This window comes from Bacillus sp. FSL R7-0166 (genome assembly GCF_038008935.1).
GTDB classification, from domain to species: domain Bacteria; phylum Bacillota; class Bacilli; order Bacillales; family Bacillaceae; genus Bacillus; species Bacillus altitudinis.
In genome coordinates, this window is the sequence record NZ_JBBPAC010000001.1 from 996,230 (window position 1) to 1,010,754 (window position 14,525).

The following is a 14,525-nucleotide window of genomic DNA, read 5'->3' on the forward strand; positions in this document are numbered from 1 at the left end:
ATCCTGCTCCTGCAGAAGAAATGCTGATGTTTTCATTTGATATGCCTTTTGAATTCTCTATTTACTGAAATAAAGAATTCATATGCCTGCTATTTCTGCCGTAAACACCTCATTTGACGTTTTGATTCGTCGTATACATATTTGTATAGGACACAAAAATCAAGAATCAGTGAAGCAAAACAGAAGCTAAGGTTTTTAGATGAAAAACCAACTTGTCATGCGGTTATTGCCTTTAACAAACACCTCATTTACGTATTGGTCATCAAGTTCATTTCTTCTACATACATTATGATGACCAGTATGCCGATGTTTTATTCATGAGTTGTCTATAGGTAAACATTTCAAATTGTCTTTCGTTTTTGGTACTATAAAGGAAAAAAGAAAGAAAGGAACGAACTGATGTCCCTTCTAACTGTAAAAGATGTAACGGGTGGATATACAAAGAATCCCGTTCTGAAAAATATTTCATTTGAATTAGAAAGAAACCAAATCGTTGGTCTCATTGGCTTAAACGGGGCGGGAAAAAGTACAACCATTCGTCATATTATTGGATTAATGAAACCTCATAAAGGGGTCATTGAGCTGAATGGACGAACCCTTCAAGAAGATCAAGAGGCGTATCGTTCACAATTTACGTTTATTCCAGAGACACCTGTCTTATATGAAGAATTAACGTTAAAAGAGCATTTAGAGCTGACAGCGATGGCTTACGGCCTTTCAAAAGAACAATTAGAAGAACGTCTGCCGTCTTTGCTGAAGGAATTCCGAATGGAGAAGAGATTGAAATGGTTCCCTGCTCATTTTTCTAAAGGGATGAAGCAGAAGGTGATGATTATGTGTGCGTTTCTTGTGGAGCCAGAGTTGTATATTATCGATGAGCCGTTTTTAGGGCTTGATCCGCTTGCGATCAACGCACTATTAGAACGGATGAATGCGGCGAAACAAAACGGCGCAAGTGTTCTGATGTCAACGCATATTTTAGCCACAGCGGAACGTTATTGTGATTCCTTTATTATTTTGCATGAAGGGGAAATTAGAGCGAAAGGAACACTGACAGAACTAAGAGAGCAGTTCAACATGAGAGATGCGACACTCGATGATCTTTATTTGGAATTAACAAAGGAAGAAAGCTATGAGTAAAACAACGCAAACCATTTGGAAATCACGATTAGAAGAACACGTACAAGAAACAAGAAAATATTTAAAATATATGTTCAACGATCATCTTGTGATTGTGCTCATTTTTTTCCTTGCAGGCGGGGCGAGCTGGTACAGTAATTGGCTGAAGCATATTCCAGCTCACTTTCCATCCTATTGGGTCATGGCAGTTGTTTTCTCATTGGTACTGACTAGTTCTTACGTGCGAACGTTGATCAAAGAGGCAGATCTTGTGTTTATGCTTCCTTTGGAAGCTAAGATGGACCCTTATTTAAAACAAGCGTTTAACTTTAGCTTCATTTCTCAGTTATTTCCTTTGATTGCCGTGTCCATTATTGCACTTCCGCTATATTCGGCTGTCTCCTCAGGCGATCTGATGCTATATGTGCTCATTTTGGCGCAAATGATCTTAATAAAAGGTCTGAATACAGCGATTCAGTGGAGAATCACTTATTTTCAAGGGAAACATGTGAGATGGATTGATGCAGTGATTCGTTTTCTGCTCAATACAATGTTAATGTATACCGTTTTACAAGCAGCTTATGCCATTGCCATCGTCTTTTATCTTTTATATGCTGTCTATCTCATTTATCTAACAAATGCAGTAAAAAAACAGCCCTTTCAATGGGAATTGCATATTTCTGATGAGTTAAAACGAAAACAGCGTTTTTACCGCTTGGCAAACTTATTTACGGATGTCCCTCATTTAAAGAAACAAGTGAAAAGAAGGGCGTATATGGACTGGGTCTTGCAGTTTGTTCCTGATGAACAGCGTAAAGCTTTTTCTTATATGTATGTGAGGGCGTTTTTACGTTCAAATGACTATTTTGGTCTTGTGTTTAGGTTAACGGTCGTGTTTGTGCTCATCCTCTTGTATACAGGTGCAGCAGGCTGGGTGGGGGCATTACTTGTCTTGTTTACAGTCTTTATCACAGGTGTACAGCTTGTCCCGTTAACAAAGCACTTTGCTCATCTGTCGTTACAGGCACTTTATCCTGTGTCTCAGCAAGAAAAAGATCGAAGCTTTTTTGTTCTCGTACGAAATGTACTCATCATCCAGTCAATTGTACTGAGCTCCGCCGTTTTCCCAGCAGGTGGATGGAAGGGAAGCGGACTTGCTCTTCTCATTTCATTGGTATTTGTGCTTGTCCTATTCAAGCCTTACGTACAAAGCAGATTAAAAAAGATGAGATAAGCATTTTTTACAGCGTGTGTATGATGTCACCAAGGAGGGAACTGGGATGAATGCAGCTGAACGGGAACTGTATGAAGAGGCCATTTTTTTTCAAATGCGGGAAAACCATCCAAGATCGAGCGGTTTTCAAAAGGTGTTCAGCAGCAAGTGAATCGCCGAATCCCTGCTCGATTTCATCAAGTCATCACAAGTGCGGTGAAAACAATGGTTGAATCCACCGTATCAGGAAGCCATTTTACTTCATTTACAGTCATTGATGAACAATTGTCTATTGTAGAGCGAAATGAGCTGGCAAAGGAAAAGGTGACATATTATCAAAAGGCCGCTGCGATTGAAGGAATTGGCACAGGTGCGGGTGGATTGTTTCTCGGAATGGCGGATTTCCCTCTCCTTTTAAGTATCAAGATGAAATGTCTTTATGAGCTTGCCTGTATATATGGATTTGATTTGTCTCAAAAAGAGGAAAGACTCTTTTTGCTTTGTATTTTTCAACTCGCCTTTTCAAGCAGTACACACCGTCAAAAAATGATGAAACTCATTGAAGAATGGGAAACAACCCGGGAAGAAATGGATTGGTATAGCTTTCAGCAGGAATATCGAGATTATATTGACCTTGTGAAGCTGTTTCAATTAATGCCTGTGGTCGGTGCCGCTGTTGGTGGGGTGGCAAATCATCAGCTGACAGGACAGCTTGGTGAAGTCGCACGCCATGTGTTTCACTTGAGAGTGTTGAAAGAATCGAAATAGAAAAGCCGCTGCCCAGCAGCGGCTTTTTTTCATTCATCGTAGGAAAGGACGGCATGAGCGATTACCTTTGCTGCGACAGGCATTGCGTTTTCGTTAATATCAAATTTCGGATGGTGATGTGGATACACATCTTGGCTGTTTTCTGGCATAGCGCCTGTGTAGAAGAAAGTACCAGGAACATGCTGAAGGTAGTAAGCAAAGTCTTCTCCGCCCATTTGGGTTTCGGCTTCTTTTACTTCTGTGACTCCTTCTGTCTGTTTGGCTATTTCTGCTATATATTCAGTTGGTGCAGGGTGATTTTTGACTGCAGGATAGCCTCTTACATATTCATAAGTATAAGAGGCATCGTGCATGTGGCAGACACCTTTCACCACCTGTTCAATTTCACGTTCAATGATATGGCGTGCACTCTCTTCAAAGGAACGTGCAGTACCTGTTAGCACGGCCGAATCTGCAATGACGTTAAAGGCATTTTCAGCGACAAATCCCCCTACAGATACCACCGCAGAATCAATCGGGTTGACTTTACGGGCCACGACCTGCTGAAGATTGGCTACAATTTGTGAACCGATGAGTACGGCATCTTTCGTCAGGTGCGGCTGTGCGCCATGTCCGCCTTTCCCTTGCACTTGAATAGAGAAACGATCGGCGGCTGCCATAAAGTTCCCGCTTTTATAAAGAACAGTGCCGCATGGCTCTGAGGACCAAAGGTGGGTGCCGAAAATGACGTCAACACCGTCTAAACAGCCATCTTCAATCATTGGTTTCGCACCGCCGGGGGCATATTCTTCAGCGTGTTGATGAATGAGGACGATTTTTCCTTTTAATTGATCTCGGTGCTCATGTAAGATCTTCGCTAAGACGAGAAGTGTTGCTGTGTGGCCATCGTGACCGCATGCGTGCATGACGCCAGGTTTTGTTGAACGGTAAGGTACATCCTTTTCATCATGAATGGGAAGTGCATCAAAATCAGCTCTCAATGCAATGGTCGGTCCAGGGGAAGCTCCTTCAATAAAAGCGAGTACACCATGTCCGCCTACATGTGTGCGTGTTGGGATATGTAATCTGTCATAATATTGAGCGATGTAAGCAGCTGTTTCCTCTTCCTGAAAAGAAAGTTCTGGATTCATATGGAGATGGCGTCTAATTTCAACCATTTCCTCATAATGTTCATCAAGACGTTCATTGATCCTTTTGTGTAAAGTGGATACTGTCATTGATCCGAAAACCTCCTTTAAGCTCTTTTACTGATTGTATGGTAATTGTTAGAATCTTTCAACAGAAGAGGATGTCGAGAATGACAGAAAAGGTCATTTTACATAAAAGTCGAAGGTTAAGTATGAAGCTTGAAAAGGGGGAGTGGCATTGGGAAGCTGTCCAAATTGTTCAAAAGCATTTTCTTTCGTCGAAAAATTTCATTTATCGCATACGAGAATGATGCTTTGTCCAAGCTGCCGGCATCAAATCAAAGAAACGTTCGTTTCGAAGATGAGCTTTTTGATGATTTGTTTGATTCCACTGTTGGTACTACTTATTCAGATGAAAGGTGCTTCACCTATGCTCAAATGGCCAATCTTATTAGGATGGATCTTGCTGAATTTTTATGTACTTCAGCCAATCATTCATCGGTACGAGCTTAGAGATAAGCGTTGAAAGCCCAGCAGAAGGGCTTTTTTTTATGAAAAAAAGAAGTGCGAAAAGTAGCACTTCCTTAATGGTCTATGACGGCATGATAGGATGTCAGATAGGCAGGACGAGAGAAGATGGAGCCAGTATCCTCGTGTGGCTGAAAGAATGCTTCTGACTCTTGGAAGTCTTGAAATAAGTCTTCAGATTCCCAAAGGGTCAAAATTAAGTACACTTCTTCATCCTTTTTTGGTCTTAACACACGAAGCGCCTGAAAGCCGCGCTGGTGTTCTGATATGTTTGTTTTTTTCTGAAAGGTGGATTCAAAAAGTGCTCTGCTTTCGAGCTTTACAGGGATATGATTCAGCGTGACAAAGCCAGATTGGACGAGCTCACCTTTTGTATAAATCACATCATAGGCATGGGGGGCTTTAAAGACTGTCTCACCCTCCGTTTCATGAAAAAGAGCCGCTTGTTCCTTACCGACCGTATAAAGCAGATTTTCAAGATGATGTTTTTTTGCGATTTTTTGCAAAAAGTCTGCTGTTCCATATGTAATATAGAAATTCATCTAAACCGCCTCCTGCTTGATAGTATAACAAAAGAATGATATATAATTCTTTGGTAGTCAATCCATAAAACATATTATGAAGCAATACATCCCATACTATCCGTATAAAGGAATGAGGTGACCTAATTTGAAGAAAAAGAAGATAATCATTCCATTAGTCATTGCAGGAAGTACAATCGTGCTTTCATTTATTGGCTATCTGACCATTTTATTTTTAGGACATTATGTCATAGATGAGAAGAAGCTCGTTTTTCACGCTTCCTCGAAAATCATTGATCAGAATGGAAAAGAACTCACAAGCATGTATTCAGAAAATCGGGACCCTGTGTCATTAAAAGAGGTCCCAGATAAAGTGGCGAAAGCTTTTGTTGCTGTAGAGGACAAGCGCTTTTATGAGCACCACGGAATTGATGCACAATCGATTTCAAGGGCGGTTTATCGAGATATATTAGCAGGTGGAAAGGTAGAAGGCGGCAGTACCATCACCCAGCAGCTCGCCAAAAATATCTTTCTCACAAATGATAAAACGTTTCTTCGAAAAACAAAAGAAGTCATTATTGCGATCAATTTAGAAAGAGATTATTCAAAGGACAAGCTGCTCGAAATGTATTTGAATCAGCTTTACTTTGGTCATGGCGTCTATGGGATCCAAGCAGCGGCCAATTACTATTTTAGTAAAGATGTAAAAGATCTCACTGTCAGTGAAGGAGCTACACTTGCTGCCATGCCAAAGGCACCTTCAACGTATTCCCCTGTTCTATACCCAGATAAAAATAAACAAAGACGGGATACCATCCTGAATTTAATGAATGAACAAGGATATTTGTCTTCTAAAGAAACAGTTGAAGCAAAAGGAAGAACACTTGGTATTCATTTAAAAAAGAAATCAGAAACCCCTTGGGTGGACAGTTATGTAGATCTCATGATTAAAGAAGCAGAATCACAGTATTCGATTTCGCATGAACAATTGCTTCAAGGCGGCTATACCATTACGGTACCAATCGATATGAATTTGCAAAAAGTTGCCTATGATGCGATGAAAAACAATCGTTATTTCCCGGGAAAAAGCGGGTCACCTGAAGGAAGCGCTGTGTTTATTGACAACGCATCTGGTGGTGTAAAAGCAGCAATAGGCGGACGAGAATATCAGGCAAGAGGCTATAACAGAGTCACAGCTGTTAGACAGCCTGGTTCTGTCTTTAAGCCGATCGCAGTATATGGTCCAGCGATTCAGGAGAAAAAATTCAGACCATATTCACTGCTTGAGGACAAGGAAAAAAGCTATGACGGCTATTCTCCAAAGAACTACGATGGACAGTACGAGGGCAGGGTCACGATGGTAGAGGCTCTCATGAAAAGTAAAAATACGTCTGCCGTATGGACGTTAAGCCAGCTTGGCATCGATACGTCTAAATCCTATCTTGAGAAAATGGGAATGGATATTTCGGATAAGGGACTTGCCATAGCGCTTGGCGGTCTAGAAAAAGGGGTTTCTCCATTGCAGATAGCTGGAGCATTTCATACATTTGCAAATGAAGGCGTCTATAAAAAGCCGTTCTTCATTCAGAAAATCACGAATGATGATGGTGAAACCGTTGAAAAAAATCGAAACAAAGAAGAACGAGTGTTTAGCGTACAAAATGCTTGGAATATGACAAGAATGCTTCAACAGGTCGTCAAAGGCGGAACCGCTCAGAGCGGATCATACGCTGGAGATTTGGCTGGTAAAACAGGCACAACTACGTATTCCGGTGTCAAAGGGGCAACGAAAGATGCTTGGTTTGCTGGCTACACGCCTAGTACAACAGGGGCAATCTGGATGGGGTATGACAAAACGGATAACAGTCATTATTTAACTGGCGGCAGTCAGTATCCAGTGCAGTTAATGAAAGATATTTTAACGACCGCTCAAATAACCAATGAAACATTCCAAAAACCAGAGGGAATTAAAGAACTTCAATCGCCAATCCATTTAGAAGGATTGTCAGGCTTTGAAGCACGGTATGCATTTAAAATCAAAGGGCTCTTTACATTGGAGCTGTCATGGGATGAACAGGAAGACAAACGCGTTGAATATCGTATTTATGAAAAGAGAAATGGAAGCGAGACTCTGATCGACTCAGTAACAGGAACAAACAGCTACACAATGCCGTATGCGAATGTGTTTTCAGATGCGCAGTATAAGGTTGTTCCATACAATACTCAAACACAAGAAGAAGGCGAAGGCAGTGCTTATATCAAGCCAGAGGCTTTTGGACGTTAATATTCGGCGATTTTTTGAACATTGAGCCGCTTTAGTATACCGAGCCCTGAAAAAGCGGTATAGTAAAAGCAGTGTTTGAGCCTTATACAAAGAGAGTGTGAGGCGAAAGGTGGAATGAAAGGTAATGGGAAAAACGAAGGCTTTTAATGACACGTTCTTAAAGGCGTGCAAAGGGGAAAAAACAGACCATGTACCGGTTTGGTATATGAGACAGGCAGGACGCTCGCAGCCTGAATATCGTGCCCTTAAAGAAAAATACGGGCTATTTGAAATTACGCATCAGCCAGAGCTATGTGCTTACGTAACAAGACTTCCTGTAGAACAATATGGTGTAGATGCCGCTATTTTATATAAAGATATTATGACTCCGCTTCCAGCTATTGGTGTGGATGTTGAAATTAAAAATGGAATTGGACCAGTGATTGACTCGCCTATTCGGACAAAGGCAGATATCCAGCGTCTTGGAGAGCTTCATCCTGAAGAAGACCTGCCGTATGTGCTTGATACGATCAAGCTGTTAACAGAGGAGCAGTTGAATGTTCCGCTGATTGGTTTCGCAGGTGCACCTTTTACGATGGCAAGCTATATGATCGAAGGCGGTCCATCTAAAAATTATCATAAAACAAAGGCGCTCATGTACAGTGAGCCAGAGACATGGATGCTTTTGATGAATAAATTAGCCGATATGACGATCACATACATACGCGCTCAGGTAAAAGCAGGCGTCCGAGCATTTCAAATCTTCGACTCTTGGGTTGGCGCTTTAAATGCAGCAGATTACCGGGACTTCATTAAGCCTGTCATGCAGCGTATTTTCACAGAGCTGAAGTCTGAAAACGTACCAATGATTATGTATGGTGTCGGTGCGAGCCATCTGGCGAAAGATTGGCATGACTTGCCGCTTGATGTCGTTGGACTGGATTGGCGTATGAGTATAGACGAAGCGCGAAAAGAAGGCTTAACAAAAACGTTACAAGGAAACCTTGATCCAACGATTTTACTTTCTCCTTGGGAAGTGATTGAAGAAAGAGCAAAAGCGATTTTAGATCAAGGAATGAAATCAGATCAATTCATCTTTAACTTAGGTCACGGGGTATTTCCTGATGTCTCACCAGACACGTTAAAGAAGCTGACTGATTTTATTCACGATTATTCAGCTAAACATAAAAAGACATCCATCTAAATGATTTCAAATGATCTGAAGGAGTGTTGGTTGTGGAGAAAAAGAAAATGGGGCTACTTGTCATGGCATATGGCACCCCATATAAAGAAGAAGACATTGAACGTTACTATACACATATCCGCAGAGGCAGAAAGCCAGAGCCGGAGATGCTGCAAGATTTAAAGGACCGCTACAAGGCAATTGGCGGCATTTCTCCTTTATCAAAAATTACAGAACAGCAGGCAAATGGTTTGTGTGAACATTTGAATGAGATCCAAGACGAGATTGAATTTCATGTATACATTGGGTTAAAACATATTGAGCCTTTCATTGAAGATGCAGTCGCTGACATGCACCGAGATGGCATCACAGAAGCGGTGAGTATTGTCCTAGCACCGCACTTCTCCACATTTAGTGTGAAATCGTATAACAAACGTGCACAAGATGAAGCAGAAAAGCTTGGCCATCTGAACATTACTTCTGTTGAAAGCTGGTACGATGAGCCGAAGTTTGTGGACTATTGGGTGAAACAAGTGAAAGAGACGTATGCATCCATGAGTCAGGAAGAGAGAGATTCAGCAGTGCTGATTGTGTCTGCACACAGTCTTCCTGAAAAAATTATTGCAGCAGGGGACCCATACCCTGATCAGCTTGCACAATCTGCAAAAATGATTGCTGAAGCTGCAGGAATTGAGCATTATGAAATTGGCTGGCAAAGTGAAGGCAATACGCCTGATCCGTGGCTTGGACCAGACGTACAGGATCTCACGCGTGACCTATTTGAGCAAAAAGGCTATAAAACATTTGTATACGTGCCTGTTGGTTTTGTCGCTGATCACCTTGAAGTGTTATACGACAATGATTATGAATGTAAAGTCGTCACGGATGAAATTGGTGCAGCTTACTATCGTCCAGAAATGCCAAATGCGAAACCAGCATTTATTGATGCACTGGCAGCAGTCGTATTAAAGAAGCTTAATGAAAGCAAGTAATCATATAAAAGAAGGCGATCCTATGCATGACAATCAAAAACACCTTGTCATCATTGGCGGTGGCATCACAGGTTTGGCCGCCGCCTTCTATTTGGAAAAGGAAATTGAAGAAAAAGGCCTTCCTATCCAAATATCTCTTATTGAAGCGAGTCCTAGGCTAGGTGGAAAAATTCAAACATTATATAAAGACGGTTATATCATTGAACGTGGACCCGATTCATTTTTAGAAAGAAAGGTCAGTGGACCCCAGCTGGCAAAAGATGTTGGCCTATCTGATCAGCTCGTCAATAATGAAACAGGGCAAGCGTATGTATTAGTCAATGAAACCCTTCATCCGATGCCAAAGGGCGCTGTCATGGGCATTCCAACTCAAATCAGTCCTTTCATTACAACTGGGCTTTTTTCAGTTGTCGGAAAAGCACGTGCAGCGATGGATTTCGTTTTGCCAAAAAGCAAACAGACAGAAGATCAGTCTCTGGGGGAATTTTTTAGAAGACGTGTGGGTGATGAAGTGGTGGAGAATTTAATTGAACCGCTACTATCAGGCATTTATGCTGGTGACATTGATCGCCTGAGCTTAATGTCTACCTTCCCGCAGTTCTATCAAACAGAACAGAAGCATCGCAGTTTGATTCTTGGGATGAAAAAATCACAGCAGCATGCAAAAGCGCAACAAGTGACAGCGAAAAAGCAAGGACAGTTCCAGACAATCAATCAAGGGCTGCAAGCACTTGTTGAAGCGGTCGAAAGTAAACTCAAGCTGACGAAGATTTACAAAGGGACAAAAGTGACCCAGATCGAAAAAGCCGAGGGAGGCTATGGCGTTCAATTAGACAGCGGTCAAACGCTTTTTGCAGATTCTGCCATTGTGACAACTCCTCACCAATCGATCTATTCCATGTTTCCAAAAGAAGCAGGGCTTGAGTACTTGCATGACATGACATCGACTTCTGTTGCAACAGTTGCACTCGGATTCAAAGAAGAGGATGTTCACAATGAATATGATGGTACTGGTTTTGTCATCTCAAGAAATAGTGATTTCTCCATTACAGCATGTACGTGGACAAATAAGAAATGGCCTCACACTGCACCTAAAGGAAAAACATTGCTCCGTGCATACGTTGGGAAAGCTGGCGATGAATCAATTGTTGAACAGTCTGATCATCAAATCGTGAGCATCGTGCTGGAGGATTTGAAGAAGATCATGGATATTAAAGCAGATCCAGAGCTGACGACAGTGACTCGCTGGAAAACAAGCATGCCGCAATATCATGTGGGTCATCAAAAAGAGATTTCGACGATGAGAGAAACGTTTAAGCAATCATATCCTGGTATTTATATCACGGGTGCTGCATTTGAAGGTGTTGGAATTCCTGATTGTATTGATCAAGGAAAAGCTGCCATCTCAGAAGCTGTATCTTATCTATTTTCATAAAAAACAAACTCCCTTTTCTGTCATGGAAAGGGAGTTTTTCATGTTCGTATGTTTAGAAAAGAGTGGTGAATAATAAAATTGAACAAAGTTGTTGCATCTGAGGAAAAGGATGTGGTATATTACTTTCTGTACTTAATGACCGAAACGTTCAAATAGTCATTTTGGGAGTGAGATCATGAGTGTTGATAGGAGACAAATGATTTTAGATGGAGCAACAAAGGCATTTACCCAGTTCGGGTATAAAGCCACGACAATGGACCTTGTAGCAAAGCTTGCCAACGTTGGAAAAGGAACGATTTATACTTTTTTCAAAAACAAAGAAGAGCTGTTCGATGAAATTTTCACATCACTGTTAATGGAGATGAGGAAAATTGCAGATGAAGCAATAGATGAGAAGAATAGTTTCTCAGAAAACCTTCATTTAGCACTCTTTGCAATATTAGAATTTCGAAAAAACCACCAGCTTACAATTAAAATCTTTCAGGAAAATGCGGAGCTTGGCACATCAGCAGTGAAAGAAATGATTGAAAAAATGGAACAGATGATCATTCGCTATATTAAAACAAAAGTAAAAGAAGCGATTGAAAAAGGCGACATTAAGCCCTGTGATCCTGAATTGACGGCATTTGTGATGGTGAAACTATATATTGCACTTATTTTTGACTGGGAAAAGCGATATGAGCCTTTAACAAAAGAAGAGGTCGCTGAATCGCTCGAGCTTTATGTACTAAAAGGACTGTCTGCAACAACATAATTTTTTTTAAGTTCAAATGACCGAATTCTTAATTTAGTCATTCACCAATGGGAGGAAAACAGCAATGAATGTAATTCGGAATCAATGGAAAGACATTGTGACGAGCAAAAAACTACTGATCCCGATTTTAGCTGTCTTATTTATTCCACTGATTTATAGTGGTGTATTTTTAAAAGCTTACTGGGATCCATATGGTACAGTTGATCAATTACCTGTAGCGGTTGTCAACTTGGATGAAGGCAGTCATTATGACGGCAAAACCCTTCAAGTGGGCGATGATTTAGTGAAGGAATTGAAGAAAAACGATAGTTTTAAATGGCATTTTGTTGATAGTGAAGAAAAGGCCATCAATGGGTTAAATAACGAAGACTATTATCTCGTCGTCGAGATTCCGAAAGATTTCTCGAAAAATGCGAGTACAGTACTAGACAAACATCCGAAAAAATCGAATCTGAAATATTATACGAATCCAGGCGCAAACTATGCTGCGTCTCAAATTGCGAATAACGCCATTATCAAATTAAAAGATTCGGTTTCAAAGGAAGTCACAGAAAATTATGCAGAGGTCATCTTTGATAACTTCAAAACGATTGCAAAAGGATTAGATCAAGCAAGCGATGGAGCGAAGAAAATTGATGACGGAACAAAAAGCGCAAAAGACGGTAGCCAAAAGTTAAAAGACAATTTGGCGAAATTGGCAGAAGGAACGTTAACGTATAGCGAAGGTGTTCATCAGTTTGCAGGAAAAATGGGTGAACTGAACACTGGAATTCAATCTCTTGATAGCGGTCTTGGTCAGCTCTTAACAGGCTATCAAACGATTGATCAGAAATTTGGTGAACTTGGCACAGGAATTGATACATTGACCGAAGGGTTAAACACAAGCCGTGAAGGTCATGAGCAGCTTTCTTCTAAAATGCCGCAATTCACAGCAGGCATTGAGCAGCTGAACAATAAAGCACAGTCATTTTCAGAAAAAATCGCTGCTGTGGAGAAAGTATTGTCTTCACCTGAATTAGCGAATCTTGAAAAGATGGCGCCTAAGATTGATCAGGTGAAAAAAGATGCAAAAACGTTTAGTACCAAACTTGCTTCTTTAAAAGAAGCATTATCTAATCGAGATGCAAAAGTAAAAAGTATTATTCAAAACAGCTCGATGACAGATGAAGAGAAAAAGGCGGCAATGGATCAGCTAGACAGTCTTCCTACAATCGAACTGCCTGATTTGTCTGGTCTTGAGCAAAGCTTAGCGGCGCTGCAAGAACTGCCTGACGCAAGTGAAGTTCAGTCTGCGGTTGCATCTGCAAAAGCACAGCTACAGCAAGTCAAGCAGCTGCCAGAGAAAACAGAACAGCTGTATACATCAACAGTCGCCATACAAAATGCGATTGATCAAATGACATCTGGTACGAATAAATTGTATCAAGGTGCACTGAAGCTTCAAACGGGTCAAGGGAAATTACAAGATGGCCTGCAAACAGCAAATGGAAAGCTTGACACAGCGAAAAGTGGTGCGGATAAACTGGCAAATGGTTCAAGCCAGCTTAGTGCAGCATTGAATAAACTAGAAAGTGGATCAGAGAGTATCCAAAGCAACTCATCTAAACTGGCTGAAGGGTCAAAATCCCTTGATAAAGGATTAGGTGACTTAAAAAGTGGAACTGGAAAGCTTTCTGATAAGCTAAAAAGCGCTGCAGATGAAACAGGAGACATTGATGCGGGGCAGGACAACTACAATATGATTGCAAGCCCAGTCAAAACAGAGAATGATACAGCGAAAAAAATTGATAACTATGGAACAGGGCTCACACCATATATTTTATCAATGGGACTCTTTGTTGGAGCTCTTATGCTGACTGTTGTATTCCCAATGAAAGATCCTGCAGGACGCCCTAGAAATGCGTTTGAATGGTTTGTCAGCAAATATAGTGTGCTTCTCTTAGTCGGTATCTTGCAGGCAGTGATTGCAAGCACCATGCTGATCTTTGGGCTTGGACTTGAAGTGGAAAGCCTCTGGCGCTTCTATCTCTTTGCAATCATCGTCAGTCTGACATTCCTAGCGATCATTCAGCTTCTTGCGACGACGATGGGGAACCCAGGACGCTTTATTGCCGTCATTATCTTGGTTCTTCAGCTTGCAGCAAGTGCGGGTACATTCCCGCTTGAGCTTGTACCAAAATTCTTCCAAGTCATTCACAGTCTGCTTCCAATGACGTATACCATCAACGGATTTAGAACGATCATTGCAAGCGGTGATAACAGTTATTTATGGCACCAAGCAGCGATTCTTGGAACAGTAGCCATCATCATGATGGCTGCAACAACAGCATACTTTGCTTGGAACATAAGAAAAATGAAACAAGAAGAAGCTTAATCAAAAAAACCTTTCTCTTCCATGAGAAAGGTTTTCAGCGTGTAGACAAACCCTCGCATGCGGTGTCAGTCCTGCGCTTCGGTGCTCACGAATGTTAAATTCGCTCCGCCCCGATGCTCGTCCTTCCTAGCATGCAAAGGTTTTCTATCACGCTGAAAAGAAGACAAAGGGCTAAAATCAAGTTCATTTTAGCCCTTTGTCAACAATCTGAAACCTTTCTCTTTCATGAGAAAGGTTTTTCTATTAGA

At 41.2% G+C, this 14,525-nt stretch carries 12 protein-coding genes; 10 read left to right on the forward strand and 2 right to left on the reverse strand.

Going from position 1 to position 14,525, the window contains the following annotated elements; all coding sequences use genetic code 11:
* Nucleotides 1-399 precede the first annotated feature (399 nt).
* The 3 genes from NST01_RS05085 (at nt 400) to NST01_RS05095 (ending at nt 3,100) form a co-directional block, all read left to right on the forward strand.
* On the forward strand, nt 400-1,140 hold the full coding sequence (locus tag NST01_RS05085; RefSeq protein ID WP_008348877.1) for an ABC transporter ATP-binding protein: 741 nt from the start codon (nt 400-402) through the stop codon (nt 1,138-1,140).
* On the forward strand, nt 1,133-2,353 hold the full coding sequence (locus NST01_RS05090; protein WP_341041602.1) for an ABC transporter permease: 1,221 nt from the start codon (nt 1,133-1,135) through the stop codon (nt 2,351-2,353). Before NST01_RS05085 ends, NST01_RS05090 begins: the two co-directional genes overlap by 8 nt.
* A 147-nt stretch (nt 2,354-2,500) precedes the next feature.
* On the forward strand, nt 2,501-3,100 hold the full coding sequence (locus NST01_RS05095) for an EcsC family protein (RefSeq protein ID WP_445662194.1): 600 nt from the start codon (nt 2,501-2,503) through the stop codon (nt 3,098-3,100).
* A 29-nt stretch (nt 3,101-3,129) separates the two neighbouring features.
* On the opposite strand, the gene NST01_RS05100 is transcribed toward NST01_RS05095, so the two are convergent.
* Entirely contained in the window at nt 3,130-4,317 is a 1,188-nt protein-coding gene (locus NST01_RS05100) for a M20 family metallopeptidase (RefSeq protein ID WP_270108693.1), read from the reverse strand.
* Nucleotides 4,318-4,465: 148 nt separating this feature from the next.
* On the opposite strand from NST01_RS05100, the gene NST01_RS05105 reads away from it, so the two are divergent.
* Entirely contained in the window at nt 4,466-4,753 is a 288-nt protein-coding gene (locus NST01_RS05105; protein ID WP_223255613.1) for a hypothetical protein, read from the forward strand.
* Nucleotides 4,754-4,811: 58 nt separating this feature from the next.
* Here NST01_RS05105 and NST01_RS05110 read toward each other — a convergent pair whose 3' ends face one another.
* Complete coding sequence (locus NST01_RS05110) at nt 4,812-5,297, reverse strand: antibiotic biosynthesis monooxygenase family protein (RefSeq protein ID WP_017366947.1); 486 nt, start codon at nt 5,295-5,297, stop codon at nt 4,812-4,814.
* A gap of 127 nt (nt 5,298-5,424) precedes the next feature.
* Between NST01_RS05110 and NST01_RS05115 the strand changes: the two genes are divergently transcribed.
* The 6 genes from NST01_RS05115 to NST01_RS05140 all read left to right on the forward strand — a co-directional run bounded on the left by NST01_RS05115 (nt 5,425) and on the right by NST01_RS05140 (nt 14,277).
* Complete coding sequence (locus NST01_RS05115) at nt 5,425-7,560, forward strand: transglycosylase domain-containing protein (protein ID WP_341041604.1); 2,136 nt, start codon at nt 5,425-5,427, stop codon at nt 7,558-7,560.
* Between the two features lie 124 nt (nt 7,561-7,684).
* Nucleotides 7,685-8,743: a uroporphyrinogen decarboxylase gene (hemE, locus tag NST01_RS05120; protein ID WP_341041605.1), complete on the forward strand. Its 1,059-nt coding sequence runs from the start codon at nt 7,685-7,687 to the stop codon at nt 8,741-8,743.
* A 32-nt stretch (nt 8,744-8,775) separates the two neighbouring features.
* Entirely contained in the window at nt 8,776-9,714 is a 939-nt protein-coding gene (gene hemH / locus NST01_RS05125) for a ferrochelatase (RefSeq protein WP_341041606.1), read from the forward strand.
* Nucleotides 9,715-9,736: 22 nt separating this feature from the next.
* Nucleotides 9,737-11,149: a protoporphyrinogen oxidase gene (gene hemY, locus NST01_RS05130; RefSeq protein WP_202734590.1), complete on the forward strand. Its 1,413-nt coding sequence runs from the start codon at nt 9,737-9,739 to the stop codon at nt 11,147-11,149.
* A 175-nt stretch (nt 11,150-11,324) separates the two neighbouring features.
* Nucleotides 11,325-11,903, forward strand: a complete 579-nt coding sequence (locus NST01_RS05135; RefSeq protein WP_007497184.1) for a TetR/AcrR family transcriptional regulator — start codon at nt 11,325-11,327, stop codon at nt 11,901-11,903.
* A 64-nt stretch (nt 11,904-11,967) separates the two neighbouring features.
* Nucleotides 11,968-14,277: a YhgE/Pip domain-containing protein gene (locus NST01_RS05140; protein WP_050827109.1), complete on the forward strand. Its 2,310-nt coding sequence runs from the start codon at nt 11,968-11,970 to the stop codon at nt 14,275-14,277.
* Nucleotides 14,278-14,525: the final 248 nt, after the last annotated feature.

What these genes read in the sequence shown, in the direction of transcription:
- NST01_RS05085 (WP_008348877.1), top strand. Translation starts at nt 400, where the DNA reads ATGTCCCTTCTAACTGTAAAAGATGTAACGGGTGGATATACAAAGAAT.
- NST01_RS05090 (WP_341041602.1), top strand. Translation starts at nt 1,133, where the DNA reads ATGAGTAAAACAACGCAAACCATTTGGAAATCACGATTAGAAGAACAC.
- NST01_RS05100 (WP_270108693.1), bottom strand. Translation starts at nt 4,317, where the DNA reads ATGACAGTATCCACTTTACACAAAAGGATCAATGAACGTCTTGATGAA.
- NST01_RS05110 (WP_017366947.1), bottom strand. Translation starts at nt 5,297, where the DNA reads ATGAATTTCTATATTACATATGGAACAGCAGACTTTTTGCAAAAAATC.
- hemE (WP_341041605.1), top strand. Translation starts at nt 7,685, where the DNA reads ATGGGAAAAACGAAGGCTTTTAATGACACGTTCTTAAAGGCGTGCAAA.
- hemY (WP_202734590.1), top strand. Translation starts at nt 9,737, where the DNA reads ATGCATGACAATCAAAAACACCTTGTCATCATTGGCGGTGGCATCACA.
- NST01_RS05135 (WP_007497184.1), top strand. Translation starts at nt 11,325, where the DNA reads ATGAGTGTTGATAGGAGACAAATGATTTTAGATGGAGCAACAAAGGCA.
- NST01_RS05140 (WP_050827109.1), top strand. Translation starts at nt 11,968, where the DNA reads ATGAATGTAATTCGGAATCAATGGAAAGACATTGTGACGAGCAAAAAA.